We start from the raw sequence: 19,477 nt of genomic DNA, 5'->3' as shown, positions 1-19,477 counted from the left end.
ATTATGAGGACCAGACTGCGCGGATCTCCATCTTGGCCGGGGCTCGACCCCGAGACCGGATACGTTGACGCAGACTGAACAGAGCAATCTTCAAATTACCCCTTGCAGACGGGGCGGGCCATACGTTCATGGATTGCCGACTGATTTGGAGGGTCGGCGATGTCCACGAAGATGACGGATGAGGATTGGGCCAACGCGTTGATGGTGTTCAAGGCGGCGCTGCCGCGGCGCGGGGCCAAGGGTCGCGACGACCGGCTTTTCCTGGAAGCGTTGCACTATTTCTCGGTTCACAATGTCAGTTGGCGGGCTTTGCCGGAACGTTTCGGCAAGTGGAACAGCGTGTGGAAACGCTTCGACCGGCTGAGCAAGGCAGGTGTGTTCGACGAGTTCTTCGATCACCTGGCGAGCCTGAGTTCCTCTGCGCGCTTGGTGCAGATGTTTGATTCGACCGTGGTCCGCGCCCATGTCTCGGCGGTCGGCGCAAAAGGGGGCAGCAGGGTCAGGCGCTTGGGCGCTCAAGAGGCGGGTTCTCGACGAAAATCCATTTGAAAACAGACTTCGACGGGCACCCGATCGCCTTCGATCTGACCGGCGGCGAAAAGGCCGACGCGCCGCACTTTCCCATCCTTCTCGGACTTGGCCCCGATGTCCAGCCACGCGCAGCGGTGGGCGACAAGGGCTATGCGAGCAAGACCAACCGGCAAACCGCGCGTGCGCGCGGCGCTATTCCCGTCATCCCGCACAAGGCCAACGAAAAGGAAAAACCGAAGCGCTTCGCAAAAGCGATCTACAAGGGCCGCGCCCGCATCGAACAGGCCGTCGGTAAGCTGAAGCGCTTCAAGCGGATCGCACTACGCTGCGAGAAGACCAAACGAAACTTCGCTTCCTTCGTCGCGCTTGCCGCAGGCTTCATATTGCTCAAATCCGTCCACACGGCCTAAGCAATATGCGGAAAATTGGTGGCTGTTTGCAAAGCCACGTCCAGAATTAAGATATGGGATAGAAGGGGTTATTCGGTATATAGCTACAACCGAAACATCAAAGCATCGCGCCTTCTCTTTTGTAGAATCTGATGTACTTCCAGATCAAAAATTACGTATTATTGCGCTCGATAAGGGGGAACATCTTTCTATTTTAAGTTCTCATTTCCATACGACTTGGGCAGATGCGGTTGGGGGGCGTCAAGGTGTAGGAAATGATCCGGTATACAATGGATCACGTTGCTTCGATCCCTTTCCATTTCCTCACCTTTCCGAAGATCAGAGAACAACACTCCGTGCGCTGGGCGAGGAACTCGATGCTCATCGCAAGCGCCAACAAGCCGCCCATCCCAAACTGACGTTGACCCAGATGTACAACGTTCTGGAAAAGCTTCGCGCAGGTGAGACCATCGAGGGCAAGGACAAGGAAATATATGACCAGGGCCTGATCGGTATTCTGAAGGACATTCACGACCAGATCGACGCGGCCGTGGCGCAAGCCTACGGCTGGCCGGTTGACCTGTCCGATGAGGAAATCCTGTTCCGTCTGGTCGATCTCAACAAGGAGCGCGCGGCGGAAGAGGCTGCCGGCGATGTCCGTTGGCTGCGTCCCGACTACCAGAACCCGGAAGGCAAGCAGGCGGGAGCCAAGGGCAAACAGGCCGAACTGGATGTCGGCGCTGCCATCAAACTGGAAAAATCCCCCTGGCCCAAGGCCCTGCCGGACCAGATCGCCGCCGTCCGCGAGGCGCTCGAAGACATGGGTGAAGCAACACCCGAACAGATCGCCCGCCGCTTCCAGCGCGCCCGCACGGCGTCCGTCGAGCCCCTGTTGGCAAGTCTGGCAGCGCTTGGTCAGGCGCAAGTCACTGAAGATGGGAGATACGCCGCATGACCACGCTTTGGGGGCTGCATATGCCCGAGGACATCGGCCCGGATGCACTGGAGGGGGGGTATGTCGTCGTCGGCTGGGCGGAGTTGGGCGACATTTCGGCATTGCCGAACGACCGGGAGGCGATCAAGAGAGCACTTGTCCACGCCTATCCGAACAGGAAACCCGGTGCGATCCCTGTCGAGGCGGGCATGATCCTGCGGTATCTCCATGAAGTTCAAATTGGTGACGTCGTCGTTTATCCATCGAAGCATGATCGGCAGGTGAATATCGGCCGGATCACAGGACCGGTCGTTCATCACCCCGGTCCTGAGGACGATGCAGACAGTTATCCCAATCGGCGCGCGGTGGAGTGGCTCGGCCATTTTCCGCGCAGTGAGTTCTCTCAATCCGCGCTCTACGAGATCGGTGCATTTATCACCCTGTTTCGGATCAAAAACCACGCAACGGAGTTCCTTGCGAAGATCGATCCGACTGTCATCGTACCGGATCGGGTCGGCGAGGAAACGGAAGCGCCCGATGACGACAGCGTCGCCGGGACCGTGTCGCGCCAGGCGGAAGAAACCACTGAGGATTATGTGATCCGCAAGATTTACACGGAATTGAGCGGTTATGAATTCGAGCACCTGGTGGCGCATTTGCTTGAATGCATGGGTTATACCGCCCGCGTATCCGAAAAGTCCGGAGATGGTGGCGTTGACGTGATTGCCCACACGGACGAACTCGGTTTCGAGCCGCCCATCATCAAGGTGCAATGCAAGCGCAAGACCGACCAGACCGGTGAGCCGGAAGTCAGCCAGCTGCTCGGCACGTTGGGCGAAGGTGAGTGCGCCCTCTTCGTCAATCTGGGCTCCTACAGTAAGCCCGCTCGCGTGCTGGAGCGCAACCGGCCGAAGCTGCGCCTGATCGACGGCGAACAGTTCGTCAAGCTGATGCTGGAAAATTACGACAAGCTCTCGGCGCGCTACCGGACGATGATGCCGCTCAAGCGCATCTATGTGCCGGACGTTTAACGCTCCGGTTTTCCGAAAGCACCACCCCAGTCCCCTCAGTTCCCCGCCGCGGCCGGATCGCCCATACCCTGAGGTCTGCCGCGACCTTCACCGTCGCCGCGAGCACCAGCACACACAGCACCGCCTTGGACACCGTCTCCATGGTTCCCTCGATCAAAAGCGCATGGACCACGCTGCCGGCGGCGGCGACCATGACGACGGACGTGCGCGCAAACCGCCACATCCGCGGCCGCAGGTGGAGCTTTCGGCGCAGGGCGGCGAGGAGGGCGGCGAGGAACAGGGCTCCCATGGCAATCACGCCCCAGGCTGAGAAGGGCGTCGGCGAGCGGAACAGGAGCGCGTCGATGACGTCGGGCGGGCTGGTGATCCAGAGGCCAGCCACATGGATCGAAACCGCCGCGACCAGAACGGCCCCGGTCCAGCGGTGGAAATACCGCCCGCGAACGGCGGGCAGGCCCGGCAGGGTGCCGCCTGCCAATAAAGGCTGCACCAGCATGAGCGCCATGGCGGCAATGCCTGCGAACCCGGCGGCGATATAGACCGGGTCGCGCCAGGCGATGAGGGGGCTGGCCGCCGCGGCGGCGATCGGCACGGCAACGGCGGCCGCAAGCGCGGTCCAGATCAGGGTCGGGCGGGCCCAGGGCATTCCGGGTAGATTCACTTCGCTCAGACCGGTTGCAGGACGAAATGCGCCTCCAGGCTGGTGTCTTTCGAGCTTGCCATCACGGGCCGGAGGAAGACGGTTTTAAAATCGCCGCTGTCATAGGCGAGATGTCCGTGCGGCTGGCCGAAGGCAGGCACGATCTGCGGCATCTCCAGGCGGAAGACCCCGTTTTCGTCGGTGAGCGTGGCCCCGTGGCTCTGCGGATCCCGCTCGTGGCCTTCCGTGGTATGCGCCCAGATCTGGATGCGCTGATGGCTAAGCGGGGCGCCGTCGCCTGCGCGGCGGACGGTGCCCGACATCCAGAAGCCGCCTGCGCCGATCCGGTTCACGATCGGCGCGCCGGGCCGGTAGTTGTTGGACCCGCCCCGCATCGAAGGGGTCGGGGCGAGGCCCCTGGCGCTGGCGGGGAGGCTGAGGCTGGGGACGAACAGTCCGCTTGCCAGAACGGTGCCTCCGGTGGCGAGGAGACGACGGCGGGTGATGAGGTCTCTCGTCATGTGGAAATCTCCCATCGGGTTCGGGTGTGCCGGCCTGTCTTTCAAGGCCGGACGCGACTGACACGGAATTATAGGGCGCCTGCGCGCAATTCCGAGCCGGGGCAGTCGGAGTACGCGATGAAAAGGTCTCACGGTTTCGTGAGAGCAGGGCCCTCTTTTCGATTTCGGGCGCGCCGAGCGGCCGATATGCAAAGCTTCTGTGTCTTCCGCGCCTATCCGGCATCTCTCCGCGCCATCAGCCGGAAGTTAACAGTCTGCCGCTTGATGCAACCTTTCGGCGTCTTTCACGTTGATTCAGTGGAGGTGCTGATATGACGAACAAATCGCTGAAACTCTCCGCTGCTGTCATTACCGTTGCTCTCGGCATGACCTTGAGCGTGACCGCGTCCCTGATTGCCGATGAAGCAAGCTCCGGGGACGACGCCGTCCAGGCTGCCGCAGAAACCTCGGTCGTCACCAACCGCCAGGCGAAGGCCGACCTGAGCGCGGACCTCGATGACGTGAAGCCCATGGACGTCCGCTGCGTCTCGCAGGCCCGGACGACGACCTGCACCGGCTGGCCCGTCGCTCAAGGGTTCCAGATAAGCGGCCTTTAACGGTCGCGCCGATGATCCGCTAAAGAACACGCCCGCCTGTCTTCAGGCGGGCTTTTCTTTGCGCTGATGGAGCCGGTAACTTCCGAACCGGCGGCAACCCGTCAGGACGGGTCGGACTGTTCCGGTGCGATGTTGGCGATCACCGTGCCGGCGATGAGAAGGGCGGGCACCGCGATGAAGCCGCCGACCGGGCCCCAGAGCCAGATCCAGCCGGCGAGAGCCAGGAACACCAGGAACGGATTGAGCGTCATGGTCCGCCCCAGGACATGCGGCGTCACGAACTGGGCCTCGATCAGGTTCAGGGAAAGATAGGCGAGCGGCGGCAGCAGGATGCCGGGTGCCGTGTCGGCGGTCGCAAGGCCGACGCCGGTTAGCACCACGGCCATGACCGCAGGACCGATATAGATCACGTAGTTCAGGACGCCCGCCATCAGGCCCCACAGGAGGGGCGACGGCACGCCGAGGGCGAACATGACGAGGGAGACGGCCAGGCCGAGCGCGATATTGACCAGGGTGATCGACAGCAGATAGCGCGACACCTTGTCTTCGACTTCCAGGAAGGTCCCCGCCACGCGCCGGCGCAGGCGCGGGGCGACGTAGCGCGACAGCACCGCGTCCCGGAATTCGGTCCGCGTCGCGATGAAGAAATACATGCTGGCGAGAAACAGCACGACCTGCGCCATCAGGGCCGGTGCGAAATAGACGACGCTTTCGACCGCGGACGTGTCGTCGACATTCACCTTCATGCCCGAATCCTGGCCCATCGCCTGGCGGAGCTGTTCCTGCAGCCGCCGACCGAGGCGAAGATGCCCTTCCAGCTCGTCAGCTCCGATTGCAGCCGCGACCAGATCGCCGGCAGCCGGTCCATCCAGTCGGAGAGCGGCACCGCAAACCCGGTCGCGGCAATGGCGATCAGGGCAAGGAAGATCAGAACCGCGGCGAAGGCCGACACCCATGGCGGAATGCCGAAGCGTTCGATCCGGTCGGCGAGCGGCCCGAACATCAGGCCGATGACGATCGCGAGCGCAATCGGCGCCAGGATCACCTGCGCGTAGTCGAGGACGCCGACGACGGCGATCCCGCCGATCAGGATGACCGATAGCCGTGCGGCGGTGGCGAGCTGGGTTTCAAACTCAGAACTGGGCAAGGGCAGATGTGTCTCCGGTGGCGTTTTCCTGCATGGAAGGAGAACGCCTGGAGGGGGGCGAAAGTTCCCGGAACGGTGAAGGATCGGTCCGCCGCCGGAGGGGCACAGGTCAAAGGGGGATGTTCATCCGCACCGTCATGCCGTCCGGATGGAAACTGCGGTCGATCGTGCCGCCGAGTTCGCCGCGGATATTGGCGTCGATCAGGCGCGACCCGAAGCCGGTTCCCTCCGGTTCGCCGATCGTCCCGGCGGACGTCTCGATCCAGTCCAGCTGCAGCCGTTTCGACTTGCCCGAGCCGGTGATCGCCCAGTTCACGTGCAGATCGCCGTTATTGGTGGAAATGCCGCCGTATTTGAGCGCGTTCGTCGCCAGTTCATGGAAGGTCAGGCCGAGAGCCTGGGTGGTGCGTTCGTCGAGCAGCACCTTCGGTCCGGTGATCTTGTCTTCGCCGGTGCTGTTTCCGAAGACCTGTTCCAGTTCCGTGTTGAGCAGCTCGCGCAGATCGGCCCGTTGCCAGTGGGAGCGGGTGAGCATGTCCTGGGCGTTCGCCATGGCATTGAGACGGGCGGTGAAGGAGTCGGAGAATTCGTCGATGGTGTCCGAATTGGCGGCCGTCTGCCGGGCGATGGCGAGAACGCGGGCGATCGAATTCTTGATGCGATGCTTCATCTCCTGAAGCATCAGGTCCTTTTCCTGGACGGTTTTTTCCGAAACCCGGCGCAGCTCGTCCGCGGCCGCCACCGCCTTGAGCTGGAACCGGCTGGACATGGCGAGCGCGATCGCCAGCAAGAGCGACACCGCGCCGACCACCATGGCGTAGATGTGATGGGTAGTGGTCCGGAAGGCGGGCGTCGCATGCACCTTGAAGGTCCATTGCCGGCCGGCCATGTCGACCACCCGCTCGGCGGCAAGCCCTTCATAGGCGGTGTCTTCTCCATAGCCGGCAGAGCGGAACAGCAGGTCGCCGGAACCATTCGGCGTGCCCCCTGTCGCGCGCCCTGTCGTGCCCTCCGTCGTGTCTGTGGTTTCGATCGTGACCGGAAGCCGCGGCACGCGGTCCAGGGCCGCGCGGTGCAGATCGCCCGCCCGGAACGGCGCGTAGACGAAGCCGTCGACCCTGCGGGAGGAGGGGAACTGCTTGAAGGGAATATAGACCAGGAAACCGGCCTGCTTGACCGATGTGATTTCCTGGACCAGTTCGACCGGGGCGCTTGCGGTCGGCTTGCCGCTTTCCATTGCCGCCCGCATGGCGTTCCGCCGGCGATCTTCGGAGAACATGTCATAGCCGAGCGCCACCCGGTTGCGCTCGTCGGAGGGTTCCAGCAGCACGATCGGCGTGCGCAGATCCTGGGACGTCTCAGGCCACACTTCCCGGGCAAGCCCGTAATTCCGCTGCAGGTCGCCTGCCGCTTCCGCTTCGTCGCCGGTTTCGAGTAGGCGCGCATAGCCGATGCCGCGGATCCCCTCGAACTCGCCCTCCAGATCAAGGCCTGCCACGTAGCGCTCGAAAGCGGGCCGCTCGACCCGTCCGGCCTGGGCGCTGAAGAAGGAATGGGTCGAAATCAGGAGCGTGATGTGCTCGCGGATACGGCCGACGACCCGGTCGACGGCATCGTCGGCCAGGTTTTCGAACCGGATCCGGTCCGCCGCCTCCTCGGCATTGTAAACAACAGCGGTCATGCCGGCGCCGATCAGGGAAACGACGATGAAAACGGCTGGCGGCAAATAGTGGATCACGCGGCGACTTCCCCGAAAAGAATGTTCTTCCTTACATGTATCATTTTTTGGCGCCAATCATTTTTGCTGGCAAGGCAGCCGTTCGGGCTTGTTTGCCGTGGTTTTCCAGAGGCGATGGAACTCCTGCGCGACCAAGGCGTTTTTATGACAGGAACACGAAACGTGTTCCGGTCAAAAAGCAGGAGAAAGCCATGAACTGGAATCAGATCGAAGGGAACTGGGAACACTTCAAGGGCAAGGTCCAGGCGAAATGGGGCAAGCTCACCGGCGACGATCTCGACGTTATCGCCGGCAACCGCCAGCAGCTTGCCGGGAAGATCCAGGAGCGTTACGGCACCGCGCAGGATGAGGTCGAGCGCGAGATCGACGACTGGCTGACCCGCCACTAGAGCGTTGTCCGATCGATCTGAATCGGACGTAAAGAGACCCGCGACCGCCCTTAATCCGGCGGCGCGGGTCTCTTGCATTGCCATCGCCTTTGAATCCCTGAGGCTTAAGCGGCAGCGACGGCGGTCTGATCGAAGAACAGGGCCTGGCTGATCAGGGCTTTCACCATTTCGGGATTGAACGGCTTGGTGATCAGGAAGGTCGGCTCCGGCCGTTCGCCCGTCAAGAGACGTTCCGGGAAGGCGGTGATGAAGATGACCGGAATGTCGTTGGCCTGGAGGATGTCCTTGACGGCATCGATCCCGGAGCTGCCGTCGGCAAGCTGGATATCGGCGAGGACCATCTTCGGCTTGGTCCGGTTGAACAGCTCGACGGCTTCCTGGTGGGTCCGGGCAATGCCGGTCACCCGGTGGCCCAGTTCCTGGACGATGTGCTCAATGTCCATCGCGATCAGCGGCTCGTCCTCGATGATCAGGATATCGGTCGCGATCTGGCGGGAAATGCCTTCCGCCGCCTCTGTCAGAAGATCGTCGATCCGGTCAGCGGACACCGAGAGGATTTCTGCCGTCTCCGCATGGGAGAAGCCTTCGACCGAAGTCAGAAGGAAAGCCTGGCGGGCCGGGGACGGCAGCATGGCGAGATTGGTGCTCGCCCGCTTTTCCCAGGCATAGGGCGACTCGCTCTCGGGAACATCGACTTGTGTGGAACCGTAGAGGGACGCAAACAGTTTATAGACGGAGACACGGTCGCTGCTGGTCTCCGGAAAGCTGCCGACATCCGCGATCAGCGTCTCGAGCGCGGCCGCGACATAGGCATCACCGGATTTTTGCGTTCCGGTAACCGCCCTGGCGTATCGACGCAGAAAAGGCAGATGTGGCGCAACGCGGGTTGAAAGTGACATGTGTGACTCCCTGTTTGCCCGGATGGGCATTCAACAACAGGAAAACGAACGAAAAAAAGAAAAGTTCCATCCATTTGAACTTTTTTTCTCCATGACCGATATTGATGGGGCCGATGCAATGGCCTGTCACAAAGGATTGGGCGTTTCCTCCATGAACGGATCGAAAAAAACGGAAGGACGGCCGCCAGACCCCCAGATGACCTCAGGATTCTTCCAGAAAGCCCAGGAAACGATCACGCAAAAGCTGCGTGAATATTACGATTCCGTCGAGGACGAAGGCATTCCCGACCGGTTTCTCGATCTTCTGGAAAAGCTCGACGAGGCCGAAAAAAAGGCCGGGAAAGACACCGGGAAAAACGCCGGGGAAGCGGGCGGGAAATGACCGGCGCGCGCGGCGGCGCCTCATCGGATTTCAAGCGGGACCTCCTGGCCCAGTTGCCGACGCTGCGCGCCTTTGCCGTCTCCTTGTGCGGACGGCACGATCAGGCGGACGACCTTCTGCAGAACACCATCCTCAAGGCCTGGTCCAATCAGGAGAGCTTCACCCCCGGCACCAACATGAAAGCCTGGCTGTTCCGAATTCTGCGCAACGACTTCTACAGCGAACTGCGCGTGCGCGGGCGGGAACTCCCCGACAGCGACGGCCACCACACCGCGCAGCTTTCGGTTCAGCCGGATCAGCATGCCGCACTCGATCTGAAGGACTTCGCCCGCGCGCTCGAAGCCCTTCCGAACGACCAGCGCGAGGCGATCGTTCTCGTCGGCGCGTCCGGGTTTTCCTACGAGGAGGCGGCTGACATCTGCGGCTGTCCGGTCGGCACCCTCAAAAGCCGCGTCAACCGGGCCCGCGCCGGATTGCGCGAACGTCTGTCCCTTGCCGAAGACGACGACTTCGGACCGGACGCAGCCTTTCATGCGGCCGGAAGGCCAGCAAAGTCCGGATAGGAAAAAGGCGCAACCCTGGCGGAAACCGGCGCTGCGCCTCCATCTGGATTTGGGACCCGACGCAATCCGTCAGCCGGCGGCAATCGCCCTGAGCATCCACAGCGCCTTTTCATGGAAGTCGAGCCGCGCGGTCAGCATGTCTTCGGTGACCACGTCGCCCGCGTCGCCTGCAGCTTCTGCAGCCTTGCGCATGGCTTTCACCGCGTCCCGGTGGTCCGCAATCAGGTCCTCGATCATGTCGATTGCCGAGGTGTTTTTCACTTCCGCCACCTTCGGCGCGAACGCAGCCGCATCGCCAAGCCTGGTCGGCGCCAGGTGGCCAAGGGCCCGGATGCGTTCAGCGATGATATCCGTGGCCGAAAACAGGGCGTTGTAGTGTTCTTCCGTCAATTCGTGCAACGGCTTGAACAGCGGTCCGACAACGTTCCAGTGGTAAAGATGGCTCTTGATCGTGAGCCGGTAAGTCGCCGCCAGAATGTCGGACAATTCGGCCGAGATCTGCTTGAGATATTTGTCATCCAGACCGATGTCGAGTTTTTCGTCCTGGACGTCGATATCGAGAACGGCGGAAACTCTGGACATGGGAATTCACTCCTTCATCATTGGGTGTTCTGTTCCTCGCTGCCGCCCCGCAGTACGGCGAGCAGGGCGAGGCCCCCGATCAGGGAAACCGTCAGGGCGCCTTTCGAGCGCATCAGGGTCGGCAGCGCCGAAACGGCTGCCGCCGTGGCCAGGGCGCGGCTTCTGTCCTGGCGTTTCGCCCGGCGGCGTTCGATCCGGTCGGTCACCGCCAGGATCGCGACGAGCACGGCGGCGACGGCGACCTGGACGGCCGCAATCAGAAGGGCCGCGTTGACGGCCCCGACGCTTGCCGCGAGATACAACCCGCCGCCGACCAGCGCCGAAGCATAGGCAGCCACCAGCAGCAGGCCTGCAAGCGCGTAGACAAAGGCGCTGCGTTTCGCCCGCCGGACGGCTCGGCCGACATCCGTGGACAGCACGGATGTCAGCAGCGGTACCAGCCGATACATGGCATCAGCGCCGCGACGACCACACGGCCGCGATCAGGAAGCCGACGCCGGCAGCGATGCCGAGCGCCTGCAGCGGCCTCTCGCGGACCCGTGTCGAGACTGCCTCTTCCAACCCGGCAAGTTCCTCGCTCATGCTGTCGAGGGTCTCCTGGGACGTTTTCGCCAGGTCCCTGCCGGCCTTGCTCGCGCGCATTTTGACCTCGCCGGTCTTGCCCGCGCCGTAACGGGTGATCGACTGGGCCAGGGCGGCAATGTCGCCGCGCAGGCGTTCGATATCCTGTTCAATCGTCTCGGCGTCGTTCGTCGTGCCGAGACCGGCAGTATCCGGATGATTACCCTCGGCAATCGTCTTGGTTCTGCTAGACATGGATGAACCTCCTTGTATCTACACGAGACCAACGTCCCGGAACGGATTTCGTTCCACTGAACGTTGATCGGGAAAGAGAAAACGCCGGCAACAACCGGCGTTTTCCTGTCGTTCAGGGCGCGTGGATCCGGCGCCCGGCTCTTTGCGTGTTAGCTGTGATCGGCCTGTCCGGAATATTCCGGCATCGCTTCGAGCTGCTTCGACGTGAAGTCGGTATAGATGCGCAGCTCACCATCGGCGTTCTTGCGGATATCGAGCTTCTCCGCGTCCAAAGCGACCGGCTTTTCGCCGATACCCAGGAAGCCGCCGACGTCGATGATGTAGGACTTGATCATGCCGTTGTCGGACACGATCACGTCGCTGACTTCGCCGAGTTCCTCATCCTGGACGCCGAAGACCGGGGCGCCGATCAGGTCGTCCGCATTGGCGACCTTGGCCTGGGTCATGGCCTGACCTTCGTCGGTTTTCTTCGATTCGGCCGCCATTTCCTTGATATCGTCGGTCACGGTGTTGATGTCGAGCTTGGCGGTGTTGTCTTCCACCTCGAACATCGAGCGGTCGAAGGCCGGGGCGTTTTTCAGCTCTTCCTTCGTCGCATTGGTGGTCAGCCAGCGCGTACCGTCGCGCTCCGTCCAGCTGACGCGGTCGAAGTCGACGGCGACATCCTTTTCGCCGATGCCGAGGAAACCGCCGACGCCGACGACAACGGCTTCCGCTTCGCCGTTCGGCGACAGGACGATGTCATTGACGTCGCCGATGGTCTCGGCGTTCTCGCCGGTGCCGTTATAGAGCATCTTGCCGATCAGGGTCGTTGCCAGGACCTGGCTGTGATCGGCGGCGAAGTAGCCGTTGATGCTTTCCATCGGCTTTGCGCTCGGAGTTTCGGTGAACACGGAAACGCCGGCTTCGTCCTTGCCCATCTGGCTTTCGGACTTGGTCATGGTTTCAGCCGCGAATGCGCCGGTCGTCAGTGCGGCGACAAGAGCGGTCGTGGTAAGCAGCGTGCGGATCATGATATGATCTCCCGATATGTCAGATTGGCATATTGGCCGCGCTGTGCAGGATGTCTGGAAAACGGACTGCATGGCGTGGCCGTCTACACCCAACCAACCTGGGCACCAGTGAAAAGTTCCAAATAAAATTTCGCTATTACGAATTCCGGACGCGTTTTCTGCTGAAGAATCTAAAGAGTAATTCTTTGGAGCCGAACACGGCCGAGCCGAAAGCCTCGGTCCTGTCGAAATTAATCTTCAAAAATTTTTGGAACCGGCCGAACCAATTCCGGATTGCCGCGTTGATCAGGGGACAGCGCCCCTTGCGCTGATGACCCGGAAGCCGGCCCTGCCTTCGATGGCCGCCGTTCGGCTTCTGAACGTGGAAACCCGTCAAGTCGTCCCGATCCCCGGGATAGAGGTCTTCTGACCCGGGACGATGCCGAAAGGAGTGAGAACATGTTTGGTTGGGCCATTACCTTCCTGATCGTTGCCCTGATCGCAGCAGTCCTGGGCTTCGGCGGCATCGCCGGAACCGCAGTGAGCATTGCGAAGCTGATCTTCTTCGTGGCTCTGATCCTGTTCGCCATCTCGCTGGTCTACAGCCTGATCACCGGCCGCCGGCCGCCCGCGGCCTGATTTTCGGGGCCCGGAATCTCAAGGCGTTTCGCTTCTCCCATCCCTGAAGCCAAACGCCGATAGCGCCGCAGCGACGCCCCCGCGCTGCGGCGCTTTTCCTGTCCGGACCGATCCGGCACCGGGACCGGGGACGGCGGCAAAGACAGTGCAGGGCCATCTGGGCATCAGGGATTTGGCATTTCGAGCCGCGTGACCGTCTCTTCGTTTACGCAGGTTGCCGCCAGTTGGCCGAGGTAGGCCCTCACCAGACGTGATCTCAGCACCGTATTGCCGTCGGCCTCGTCCAGAACCGCATCGTCCGCACCGCCGCCGGATATCCGGATCAGGATGGATTTTCCGCCGCCGACATGAATGTCGATCGTTTCTCCAGGCTGCAGGTGATCGAACCTATGCGGCAGCAATTCGGCCAGGATGAAGGCGAGCGGAATCGCCCGGTCCAGGTCGATCGTCGTCTGCGTATTCTCATCCGCACTGATGCGGACAGCGCTCCGCGAGACCATTGCCGGCTCGCGCAGGGTCTCCACCACTTCCCGAATCAGTGCCTCGACGGCAACATCCGTCCCTTCGCTCGAGGCATAGGAAACGCGGTAGGCAGCCGAGATCGACAGCACCCTTTCCAGCGCCACGCGCAGAACCGCCTGTTCTTCCGGCAGCTTCGCATCCCGCCGCTGCATGGCCAGCAGGCTGGCGATCATCTGCAGCGTGTTCTTGATGCGGTGGTGCAGTTCGCGGGTCAGACGCTGCTGTTCCGCCAGAGACGCCTCCAGATCGTGCGTTCTGTGATCGATCCGGTCCGCCATCATGTCGAAGGTGATGCCGAGGATGTTGATCTCGGGCGGCGCAGAGTCCAGCAGTCCGACACGGGCATTCGTGTCTCCGGACCCGTATCTGCGGAAAGTCGCATAAATATGCCTGAGATAGCGCAGCAGGAAGCGCTCGATACCGAAACGCAGGACAACGAAGACAACGGCAAGCAGCATCAGCGGCGGCAACAGGGCCTTTGCGAGGCTGAGCCAGGGCTCGAGGAACCTGTCCAGGGGCCGGGTGCCGGTCAGCACGCGGTAATTCGTCCCGGGAAGCGTCACCGCGGCAATGAGCCAGCCGCCATCGGTTTCGAAAAACGCCTGGTTGGGACGGCTTTTCAGCTCCAGTTTCCGGATAAAATTGAGGAACGCCTCTTTTTCCTGGATGTCGTCTGTATGCGAGGCAATGATTTCGCCGTTTTCGTCGAGCAGGGCGAAACCGATGTCGCTGGCAACCGTTGCGGCGATCGGGGCGTTCAGCAAGGCTTCGGGCCGCAGGCCGATCTCGACGCGAATGCCGGTCGCCTTGTTGCTGCGCGATACGGGGAGAATAGAATCGCTTTGGGTCTGGCCGTCTTTCTGCCGCTTCAGCACCGGCACGTTGCGGCGCAACGCCACCGAGCACAGGGACCGGTCTCCGGCAGAGACGTTCAACTCGATCGACGGGCGCAGCTCCGCGTGGACCTCTTCGAACAGGCCAATGCAATCGCTGAAGGCAGATTCCGGACGGGTGGCCAGGGCTGCGGCGTAGCCTTCGGTCCTGGCCATGATCTTTGCGCTCGACTGGCCGATCAGGCGGGCATAGTCGATGAATTGGGCCGGCCCTTCTTCCGCCCGGCGCAGGTGGTCGGAATAGGAAAACAGAAACGCCAATGCGGCGAGCGGCACGAGTGCCGCCGCCACATAGCCGAATAACCGACGATCGAGCCTGGTGCTCGTCGGAGGGAGCTTAGTCCATGGCACTTAACTTGACCGTTGGTACTGAGGACGTTGTCAGGGCTGCATGAGCGGTCCGGTCCGGGCCGAACTCGTCCGCGGACGTCACGTCCAGGATTTCAGACAATCTGTTTCTGGCGCGGTTCACCCGGCTCTTCATCGTGCCGATCGCGCAGCCACAGATCTCCGCTGCTTCCTCGTAGGAAAAGCCGGAGGCGCCGATCAGGATAACGGCTTCGCGCTGATCCTCCGGCAACTCGTCGAGCGCCATGCGAAAATCCTCGAAATCGAGATGGCCGATCTGTCCCGGATGTTCGGCCAGGGCGCTTGAATACTGGCCGTCGACATCCTGCACCTCGCGCTTGGCCTTACGGTGAGCCGAATAGAAGGTGTTGCGCAGGATCGTGAACAACCAGGCCTTCATGTTGGTGCCCTGCTTGAAGGATCCGATATTGGCCCAGGCCTTTACCAGGGCTTCCTGAACAAGGTCATCGGCGCGGTCGCCTACGCCGACCAGGGAGGCGGCGAAGGCGCGCAGGCTCGGAATGCATGCCACGACCTCGTCGCGAAGCTCGACTGACATGGTGGCCATTAGCTTTGCTCCTGTCCGTTTCGGGAAGCGCTTTGTTCATCCAGCTGACGCAGCAGGTCATCAAAACGGTCCGGCACAGGCTGGGTCAGCACCTGATCGTAGTAGGCTTTCAGCCGGCTGCCGATGTGGGAATGCACCTCATCGTCTGTGCTTTTCCGCCTTCCCGTCCGGACATCTGTCTCGGTCATATCAACCATGGTTGGCGTTTCCTTTTTTAACATCGCGTCATGTGTCCGGCTCTCGTCTCCTGTGCCGGCCTTTACGGTTATGTCACTGATTGCCTCGGATTTAAGAGTACCCGCCTTGTCCTGTCCTGCGCCATTGGAGCAACTGTCAGAACACGCGAAAGAACGGCCGTCCGGAGCGATTTCCTCTCGTCAGAACGCACTGGAACGGATTTGGTTCCATCGAAATGACATTTTTTCGCAACGGCGGCTTTCAGCTTGATACCCGTCGCTGCCCGAACGGCGTCCAGCCTCTGTCTGGATACCGTCCGGCTTTTCGTTACCCGATACCGGATGATGCGAATCAGGCGTAGGACGGCTTCGACGGGCCGGCGACCAGCCACAACAGGAAACCCAGAACCGGCAGTAGCAGGATCAGGACAACCCATAGCACCTTGCCGCCGGTCGATGATCCGGAGCCGATGGTTTTCACGATGGCATAGACATCCAGAATGAGGATCAAGAGGCCCAGCAGGCCACCAACTTCAACACCCATGTTCCAACCCCTTTCTTATGGTTGCGGATAAGGGTGCCGGCAGAACCGGCGTTCCACCTGACAACGCGCCTTCGCCGGATTGGTTCCCATACGGCAGGTGAAAATGCGGTGGTGTTTTTTCGGCCGCTGATGGAACCTATCGGCCTGTCGGGCGTTAAACGTGCGACAAACATGAGAGGAAACCATCATGACCGCCCGTGCGACCCTAACCTTTGCCGAACAGCTTAAGGATCCGCGCGCCCATTTCGCGACGCCCGACGGTATCCTTCGGACAGCGGACCTGACCAGGGACGAGCGTCTGAAACTGCTTCGCCGCTGGGAGGAAGACGAACGTGCCCTTGTCCGGGCCGGCTCGGAATCGCCCATGACCGGTGGAGAACAGACCATGCTGGATGACGTGCAGAAGGCAATCCGCCGCCTGGAAGCCGATGTCTCAGGATCCTGAGGTGCGTCCGGGAAAGCCCGTCCCTGACGGGAAAGACCGCGAATCCGGGGCAATGAGCGATGAAGTCAGGCTCAGCCATGAAGAAATGGAAATTGCCGACGAGTTCGAGGACGTGCCGACGTCGGTTATTTTCGAGGTCATCCGGCGCGAGGGCGAGCATGAGCTCGCCCGCCCGGTCAGCGCCCTGTGGTGGTCCGGCATCGCGGCCGGACTTGCGATCAGCACATCGGTTCTGAGCAAGGGGTTCCTGGTCGCGGTTCTGCCGCACGCAGACTGGACGCCTGCCGTTGCAAACCTTGGTTATACGGTCGGCTTTCTGATCGTGATCCTCGGGCGCATGCAGCTGTTCACCGAGAACACGATCACACCGATCCTGCCGCTGTTCCTGAACCCGTCTCTTGAGGCGCTTGGCAGGATCGGCAGGCTTTGGGGTATCGTGTTTGCCGCGAACCTTGTCGGGTGTGCCGCCGCTGCGGCCGTGTTGTCCTTCTCCGGTATTGTCCCGGAGGACCGCTTCGAAGGGGTCCTCGAAGTATCCCGCCATTATGCAGAGGCGGATGCCCTGAGCCACTTCCTGTGGGGCATTCCTGCAGGGTTCCTGATCGCGGCCCTGGTCTGGATCCTTCCCCGCATGGAAAGCGCCGGGGAAGTGCTGATCATCGTCATCATGACCTATGTGATCGGTATCGGCGGCATGTCCCACGTGGTGGCCGGATCGACGGAGCTTTTCATTCTCGTCGCTCATGGTGAGCTTGGACTGGGCAAAGCCGTTGTAGCCGGCATTCTCCCGGCGTTCGCCGGAAACGTCCTTGGCGGCACCGGCATCTTTGCAGCGCTCACCTATGCCCAGGTGAGGGAGGAGATCTGAACCGGAACGCCACCTTTCCTGCGGCCGCCATCGGGGCAGGGGCTCCGGACTATTTTCGCGCCGGTTCCGACCACCCGGCTTTCCGCATGGCGTCGACAATTGATATTGGCCTTTGCAACCGCCGGGCTTTCCCGGCGGTTTTTTTCTCCTGATGTTTTCATCCCCTGGATTGACGGTCCTTACCGCCCGAAAGCCAATCACGGTCGTAGAACAAATGCGAAGGCTACTAAGCGGTGTCGTTGGTTGTCAGTTGCGCCAAACACCAGAATGGGGGCTTCGCTGGCCTTGATCCGTTGATATAAATGGCTGTTGGCTTCGACTGACTGTCTTACAATAAGGTCGTCATGTGGTTCTCGCCGGGTTGGAGTGATCTGACATCATGAAGTTGAAGACGCTTTTCCCGGACGGGCGCTTTTGGCCACCCGCAACGTCTCAAGAAATAGAGCTTGCGGAACGTCAGATCGGCGCGACGCTGCCTGAGCCATTGCGCCATCTCTACCTCGAATGCAATGGATTCCGCGAGCCGTTGGGGAACGCTAAGTATCTTCTCTCGCTTTCGGCGATTGATTCAATCGGATCCCTCGTTAGCACCACTCTATTCTGGCGCGAGGAGTTTCCGACTACTTGCCCTCACTCTCCAGACTTTAGCAATTTTATCTTCTTCGGGATGTCATCTGCCGATGAAGCTTGGGCTATCGACCTGAATGGTAGCACCATCGTGTCCTACCATCATTCAATGGGTAGTGAATTCCAAATGATGGGGCGAGATATTATTCAATTATATGTTCAAGACTTCTCATAATACGAGAAGATATAATTGCCGAAAATTAGAAACGATAACTCGAAAATATATGGCCCGCTTTTTCTCGTGGATAATAGGGAGTGTTTTGTGAGCCCTCCGCAAAAACTGTCATCCAAACAGGCGATTGTGCCCGCCGGTATTTGCAAATCCATATAGGCTATGGCCGATCCAGTCCTGTTCCGGGCGGCGATGACCGGGAAGGGGACAAGGATGAACATCGCGCAGAACCCGAATCTGACCGGCGGGGCGGCCGCCGTTTTCAAGAATGCGCGGGTCGTTCTCGCCGAGGAAGTGGTGACCGGGCACATCGCCGTGAGCGCCGGCCGGATTGTCGCCATCGATACCGGCGCGGTGCCGCAGGGCGGGATCGATCTGGACGGCGATTACCTGCTGCCGGGCCTGGTCGACATCCACACCGATCATTTCGAAAAGCACCTCTACCCGCGCGCCCATGTGCGCTGGGACCCGGTCCGCGCGGCGCTCGCCCATGACGCCCAGATCATCGGCGGCGGTATCACCACCGTGTTCGACAGCCTGTGCGTCGGCGCGACGCTCAAGAATCCCGAGCGGCGGGAGATCCTGGGTCCGATGATCGATGCCCTGGAAACCACCCGGAACGCCGGCATGCTGCGCGCGGAGCATCTTGTCCATCTGCGCTGCGAAATCACCGATCCGGAATCGGCCCGGCTGGTGGAGGAGAATATCGGACGAGACATCGTTCGGCTGGTTTCGGTCATGGAGCATCTGCCCGGCCGCCGCCAGAGCAAGGACGTGGAAGGTTACATGCAGCGGCGCATGGCCGACACCGGCCTGCCCCGGACCGTGGTCGAGCGCGACACGCAGCAGCTTTTGAATTTTTCCGACGAGATCAGTGCGGCGGTCCGGCCTGCCGTCGTCCGCCTGGCCCATGACCATGGCCTGCCGCTTCTGAGCCACGACGATACCGATCCGGAGCACATCGATCTGGCGCTTTCGGAAGGCATTGCCATTTCCGAATTCCCCTGCAGTCTGGAGGCTGCCCGTCTCGCCCGGAAAAACGGCATGACCACGGTCGGTGGTGCCCCGAACGTCCTGCGCGGCGGATCCCAGTCGGGCAATGTCGCCGTGGCCGATCTGATGGCGGAAAGGCTCGTCGACATCCTGGCGTCGGACTATGTGCCGCGCTCGCTCCTGGATGCGGTCTTCCTGATCGCCGGGGCCGAGCACTTCGAGGAGGATCTTCCGGCCGCGGTTCGCATGGCGTCGAAGACGCCGGCGGAGGCTGCCAATCTTGATGACCGCGGCGAGATCGCAATCAGCCGGCGCGCCGACCTGCTGCAGGTCGGTCTTCACGACGGCCATCCCTATCTGAAAACCGCCTGGCGGTTGGGAGAGCGGTAAGCGCGAAGCCGACCCCATCTAGCGCGGCATGAGGTTATGGGCGAGAGGTTGTGACACTGAAGGAGCGGAGGAGCTTACGGTGTCAGTTTCTATGTCTGCGCCTATGACTGATGATAGAAGTTTCCATGTTCTTGAAGCGGTT

The 19,477-nt window shown here is 61.3% G+C and carries 25 protein-coding genes and 3 pseudogenes; 14 read left to right on the top strand and 14 right to left on the bottom strand.

Going from position 1 to position 19,477, the window contains the following annotated elements; genetic code table 11:
* The first annotated feature begins 159 nt into the window (after positions 1-159).
* The 5 genes and pseudogenes from HK439_RS25200 to HK439_RS25185 all read left to right on the top strand — a co-directional run bounded on the left by HK439_RS25200 (position 160) and on the right by HK439_RS25185 (position 2,885).
* Positions 160-549 (top strand): transposase, encoded by a 390-nt coding sequence (locus HK439_RS25200; RefSeq protein WP_190294259.1) that lies wholly within the window; start codon positions 160-162, stop codon positions 547-549.
* Positions 531-941 (top strand): annotated as a pseudogene (locus HK439_RS25195) (transposase); the annotation flags it as partial. The gene HK439_RS25200 and the pseudogene HK439_RS25195, both read left to right, overlap by 19 nt.
* A pseudogene (locus HK439_RS27315) lies at positions 898-1,239 on the top strand (hypothetical protein); the annotation flags it as partial. The pseudogenes HK439_RS25195 and HK439_RS27315, both read left to right, overlap by 44 nt.
* A gap of 111 nt (positions 1,240-1,350) precedes the next feature.
* Positions 1,351-1,875 (top strand): hypothetical protein, encoded by a 525-nt coding sequence (locus HK439_RS25190; protein WP_209012070.1) that lies wholly within the window; start codon positions 1,351-1,353, stop codon positions 1,873-1,875.
* Positions 1,872-2,885 carry a restriction endonuclease gene (locus tag HK439_RS25185; RefSeq protein WP_190294258.1) on the top strand — a complete coding sequence of 338 codons (1,014 nt, stop codon included), beginning with the start codon at positions 1,872-1,874 and terminating at the stop codon, positions 2,883-2,885. The genes HK439_RS25190 and HK439_RS25185 overlap by 4 nt, the downstream gene beginning before the upstream one ends.
* Here the strand turns inward: HK439_RS25185 and HK439_RS25180 are convergent.
* Both HK439_RS25180 and HK439_RS25175 read right to left on the bottom strand, forming a co-directional pair.
* The gene (locus HK439_RS25180) at positions 2,857-3,531 is read right to left on the bottom strand and encodes a ferric reductase-like transmembrane domain-containing protein (RefSeq protein WP_190294257.1); all 675 of its coding nucleotides are present in this window, start codon (positions 3,529-3,531) and stop codon (positions 2,857-2,859) included. The two genes, HK439_RS25185 and HK439_RS25180, sit on opposite strands and share 29 nt — an antisense overlap.
* Before the next feature lie 20 nt (positions 3,532-3,551).
* Positions 3,552-4,046 carry a twin-arginine translocation pathway signal gene (locus HK439_RS25175; RefSeq protein WP_190294256.1) on the bottom strand — a complete coding sequence of 165 codons (495 nt, stop codon included), beginning with the start codon at positions 4,044-4,046 and terminating at the stop codon, positions 3,552-3,554.
* A gap of 311 nt (positions 4,047-4,357) precedes the next feature.
* Here HK439_RS25175 and HK439_RS25170 point away from each other — a divergent pair, with 311 nt between their 5' ends.
* Positions 4,358-4,642 (top strand): hypothetical protein, encoded by a 285-nt coding sequence (locus tag HK439_RS25170; protein ID WP_190294255.1) that lies wholly within the window; start codon positions 4,358-4,360, stop codon positions 4,640-4,642.
* A gap of 101 nt (positions 4,643-4,743) precedes the next feature.
* On the opposite strand, the gene HK439_RS25165 is transcribed toward HK439_RS25170, so the two are convergent.
* The 3 genes from HK439_RS25165 to HK439_RS25155 all read right to left on the bottom strand — a co-directional run bounded on the left by HK439_RS25165 (position 4,744) and on the right by HK439_RS25155 (position 7,527).
* Positions 4,744-5,388, bottom strand: a complete 645-nt coding sequence (locus tag HK439_RS25165) for an AI-2E family transporter (protein WP_190294254.1) — start codon at positions 5,386-5,388, stop codon at positions 4,744-4,746.
* Entirely contained in the window at positions 5,385-5,789 is a 405-nt protein-coding gene (locus HK439_RS25160) for an AI-2E family transporter (RefSeq protein ID WP_190294253.1), read from the bottom strand. Before HK439_RS25160 ends, HK439_RS25165 begins: the two co-directional genes overlap by 4 nt.
* 109 nt (positions 5,790-5,898) lie before the next feature.
* Positions 5,899-7,527, bottom strand: a complete 1,629-nt coding sequence (locus HK439_RS25155) for a CHASE domain-containing protein (protein ID WP_190294252.1) — start codon at positions 7,525-7,527, stop codon at positions 5,899-5,901.
* A gap of 191 nt (positions 7,528-7,718) precedes the next feature.
* On the opposite strand from HK439_RS25155, the gene HK439_RS25150 reads away from it, so the two are divergent.
* Positions 7,719-7,916, top strand: coding sequence for a CsbD family protein (locus HK439_RS25150; protein ID WP_190294251.1), 198 nt, complete (start codon positions 7,719-7,721; stop codon positions 7,914-7,916).
* 104 nt (positions 7,917-8,020) lie between these two features.
* Here HK439_RS25150 and HK439_RS25145 read toward each other — a convergent pair whose 3' ends face one another.
* Positions 8,021-8,815 carry a response regulator gene (locus HK439_RS25145; protein ID WP_190294250.1) on the bottom strand — a complete coding sequence of 265 codons (795 nt, stop codon included), beginning with the start codon at positions 8,813-8,815 and terminating at the stop codon, positions 8,021-8,023.
* Positions 8,816-9,047: 232 nt separating this feature from the next.
* Between HK439_RS25145 and HK439_RS25140 the strand changes: the two are divergent.
* Both HK439_RS25140 and HK439_RS25135 read left to right on the top strand, forming a co-directional pair.
* Positions 9,048-9,197: pseudogene (locus tag HK439_RS25140) on the top strand (NepR family anti-sigma factor); the annotation flags it as partial.
* Positions 9,194-9,760, top strand: coding sequence for a sigma-70 family RNA polymerase sigma factor (locus HK439_RS25135; protein WP_190294249.1), 567 nt, complete (start codon positions 9,194-9,196; stop codon positions 9,758-9,760). The pseudogene HK439_RS25140 and the gene HK439_RS25135, both read left to right, overlap by 4 nt.
* A 69-nt stretch (positions 9,761-9,829) precedes the next feature.
* On the opposite strand, the gene HK439_RS25130 is transcribed toward HK439_RS25135, so the two are convergent.
* The 4 genes from HK439_RS25130 to HK439_RS25115 all read right to left on the bottom strand — a co-directional run bounded on the left by HK439_RS25130 (position 9,830) and on the right by HK439_RS25115 (position 12,171).
* Entirely contained in the window at positions 9,830-10,342 is a 513-nt protein-coding gene (locus HK439_RS25130; protein ID WP_190294248.1) for a Dps family protein, read from the bottom strand.
* 17 nt (positions 10,343-10,359) lie between these two features.
* Entirely contained in the window at positions 10,360-10,791 is a 432-nt protein-coding gene (locus tag HK439_RS25125; protein ID WP_190294247.1) for a hypothetical protein, read from the bottom strand.
* A 4-nt stretch (positions 10,792-10,795) separates the two neighbouring features.
* A complete protein-coding gene (locus HK439_RS25120; RefSeq protein WP_190294246.1) occupies positions 10,796-11,158 on the bottom strand; it encodes a DUF883 family protein in 363 nt (120 codons plus the stop codon).
* A 149-nt stretch (positions 11,159-11,307) separates the two neighbouring features.
* Positions 11,308-12,171: a PRC-barrel domain-containing protein gene (locus tag HK439_RS25115; protein WP_190294245.1), complete on the bottom strand. Its 864-nt coding sequence runs from the start codon at positions 12,169-12,171 to the stop codon at positions 11,308-11,310.
* Positions 12,172-12,609: 438 nt separating this feature from the next.
* On the opposite strand from HK439_RS25115, the gene HK439_RS25110 reads away from it, so the two are divergent.
* A complete protein-coding gene (locus HK439_RS25110) occupies positions 12,610-12,789 on the top strand; it encodes a DUF1328 domain-containing protein (protein ID WP_190294244.1) in 180 nt (59 codons plus the stop codon).
* A gap of 164 nt (positions 12,790-12,953) precedes the next feature.
* Here HK439_RS25110 and HK439_RS27310 read toward each other — a convergent pair whose 3' ends face one another.
* From HK439_RS27310 to HK439_RS25090, 4 genes are all read right to left on the bottom strand, one after another.
* Positions 12,954-14,495: a sensor histidine kinase gene (locus tag HK439_RS27310; RefSeq protein WP_190294243.1), complete on the bottom strand. Its 1,542-nt coding sequence runs from the start codon at positions 14,493-14,495 to the stop codon at positions 12,954-12,956.
* 46 nt (positions 14,496-14,541) lie between these two features.
* Positions 14,542-15,120 (bottom strand): sigma-70 family RNA polymerase sigma factor, encoded by a 579-nt coding sequence (locus HK439_RS25100; protein ID WP_190294242.1) that lies wholly within the window; start codon positions 15,118-15,120, stop codon positions 14,542-14,544.
* Complete coding sequence (locus tag HK439_RS25095) at positions 15,120-15,317, bottom strand: NepR family anti-sigma factor (protein WP_190294241.1); 198 nt, start codon at positions 15,315-15,317, stop codon at positions 15,120-15,122. The genes HK439_RS25100 and HK439_RS25095 overlap by 1 nt, the downstream gene beginning before the upstream one ends.
* A 331-nt stretch (positions 15,318-15,648) precedes the next feature.
* Complete coding sequence (locus HK439_RS25090) at positions 15,649-15,840, bottom strand: PLDc N-terminal domain-containing protein (RefSeq protein ID WP_190294240.1); 192 nt, start codon at positions 15,838-15,840, stop codon at positions 15,649-15,651.
* Between the two features lie 187 nt (positions 15,841-16,027).
* Here HK439_RS25090 and HK439_RS25085 point away from each other — a divergent pair, with 187 nt between their 5' ends.
* The 4 genes from HK439_RS25085 to HK439_RS25070 all read left to right on the top strand — a co-directional run bounded on the left by HK439_RS25085 (position 16,028) and on the right by HK439_RS25070 (position 19,335).
* The gene (locus HK439_RS25085; protein WP_190294239.1) at positions 16,028-16,285 is read left to right on the top strand and encodes a hypothetical protein; all 258 of its coding nucleotides are present in this window, start codon (positions 16,028-16,030) and stop codon (positions 16,283-16,285) included.
* 52 nt (positions 16,286-16,337) lie between these two features.
* Positions 16,338-17,153 carry a formate/nitrite transporter family protein gene (locus HK439_RS25080; RefSeq protein WP_209012069.1) on the top strand — a complete coding sequence of 272 codons (816 nt, stop codon included), beginning with the start codon at positions 16,338-16,340 and terminating at the stop codon, positions 17,151-17,153.
* A gap of 379 nt (positions 17,154-17,532) precedes the next feature.
* Complete coding sequence (locus tag HK439_RS25075; protein WP_190294238.1) at positions 17,533-17,955, top strand: SMI1/KNR4 family protein; 423 nt, start codon at positions 17,533-17,535, stop codon at positions 17,953-17,955.
* 210 nt (positions 17,956-18,165) lie between these two features.
* Positions 18,166-19,335 (top strand): alpha-D-ribose 1-methylphosphonate 5-triphosphate diphosphatase, encoded by a 1,170-nt coding sequence (locus HK439_RS25070; RefSeq protein ID WP_190294237.1) that lies wholly within the window; start codon positions 18,166-18,168, stop codon positions 19,333-19,335.
* The last annotated feature ends 142 nt before the right edge of the window (positions 19,336-19,477 follow it).

The organism is Roseibium aggregatum (genome assembly GCF_014692675.1).
GTDB classification, from domain to species: Bacteria; Pseudomonadota; Alphaproteobacteria; order Rhizobiales; family Stappiaceae; genus Roseibium; species Roseibium aggregatum_C.
This window is presented reverse-complemented; position numbering and strand designations above follow the sequence as displayed.

What these genes read in the sequence shown, in the direction of transcription:
- HK439_RS25200 (WP_190294259.1), top strand. Translation starts at nt 160, where the DNA reads ATGTCCACGAAGATGACGGATGAGGATTGGGCCAACGCGTTGATGGTG.
- HK439_RS25190 (WP_209012070.1), top strand. Translation starts at nt 1,351, where the DNA reads ATGTACAACGTTCTGGAAAAGCTTCGCGCAGGTGAGACCATCGAGGGC.
- HK439_RS25185 (WP_190294258.1), top strand. Translation starts at nt 1,872, where the DNA reads ATGACCACGCTTTGGGGGCTGCATATGCCCGAGGACATCGGCCCGGAT.
- HK439_RS25180 (WP_190294257.1), bottom strand. Translation starts at nt 3,531, where the DNA reads ATGCCCTGGGCCCGCCCGACCCTGATCTGGACCGCGCTTGCGGCCGCC.
- HK439_RS25175 (WP_190294256.1), bottom strand. Translation starts at nt 4,046, where the DNA reads ATGACGAGAGACCTCATCACCCGCCGTCGTCTCCTCGCCACCGGAGGC.
- HK439_RS25170 (WP_190294255.1), top strand. Translation starts at nt 4,358, where the DNA reads ATGACGAACAAATCGCTGAAACTCTCCGCTGCTGTCATTACCGTTGCT.
- HK439_RS25165 (WP_190294254.1), bottom strand. Translation starts at nt 5,388, where the DNA reads ATGAAGGTGAATGTCGACGACACGTCCGCGGTCGAAAGCGTCGTCTAT.
- HK439_RS25150 (WP_190294251.1), top strand. Translation starts at nt 7,719, where the DNA reads ATGAACTGGAATCAGATCGAAGGGAACTGGGAACACTTCAAGGGCAAG.
- HK439_RS25145 (WP_190294250.1), bottom strand. Translation starts at nt 8,815, where the DNA reads ATGTCACTTTCAACCCGCGTTGCGCCACATCTGCCTTTTCTGCGTCGA.
- HK439_RS25135 (WP_190294249.1), top strand. Translation starts at nt 9,194, where the DNA reads ATGACCGGCGCGCGCGGCGGCGCCTCATCGGATTTCAAGCGGGACCTC.
- HK439_RS25130 (WP_190294248.1), bottom strand. Translation starts at nt 10,342, where the DNA reads ATGTCCAGAGTTTCCGCCGTTCTCGATATCGACGTCCAGGACGAAAAA.
- HK439_RS25125 (WP_190294247.1), bottom strand. Translation starts at nt 10,791, where the DNA reads ATGTATCGGCTGGTACCGCTGCTGACATCCGTGCTGTCCACGGATGTC.
- HK439_RS25120 (WP_190294246.1), bottom strand. Translation starts at nt 11,158, where the DNA reads ATGTCTAGCAGAACCAAGACGATTGCCGAGGGTAATCATCCGGATACT.
- HK439_RS25115 (WP_190294245.1), bottom strand. Translation starts at nt 12,171, where the DNA reads ATGATCCGCACGCTGCTTACCACGACCGCTCTTGTCGCCGCACTGACG.
- HK439_RS25110 (WP_190294244.1), top strand. Translation starts at nt 12,610, where the DNA reads ATGTTTGGTTGGGCCATTACCTTCCTGATCGTTGCCCTGATCGCAGCA.
- HK439_RS25100 (WP_190294242.1), bottom strand. Translation starts at nt 15,120, where the DNA reads ATGGCCACCATGTCAGTCGAGCTTCGCGACGAGGTCGTGGCATGCATT.
- HK439_RS25095 (WP_190294241.1), bottom strand. Translation starts at nt 15,317, where the DNA reads ATGGTTGATATGACCGAGACAGATGTCCGGACGGGAAGGCGGAAAAGC.
- HK439_RS25090 (WP_190294240.1), bottom strand. Translation starts at nt 15,840, where the DNA reads ATGGGTGTTGAAGTTGGTGGCCTGCTGGGCCTCTTGATCCTCATTCTG.
- HK439_RS25085 (WP_190294239.1), top strand. Translation starts at nt 16,028, where the DNA reads ATGACCGCCCGTGCGACCCTAACCTTTGCCGAACAGCTTAAGGATCCG.
- HK439_RS25080 (WP_209012069.1), top strand. Translation starts at nt 16,338, where the DNA reads ATGAGCGATGAAGTCAGGCTCAGCCATGAAGAAATGGAAATTGCCGAC.
- HK439_RS25075 (WP_190294238.1), top strand. Translation starts at nt 17,533, where the DNA reads ATGAAGTTGAAGACGCTTTTCCCGGACGGGCGCTTTTGGCCACCCGCA.
- HK439_RS25070 (WP_190294237.1), top strand. Translation starts at nt 18,166, where the DNA reads ATGAACATCGCGCAGAACCCGAATCTGACCGGCGGGGCGGCCGCCGTT.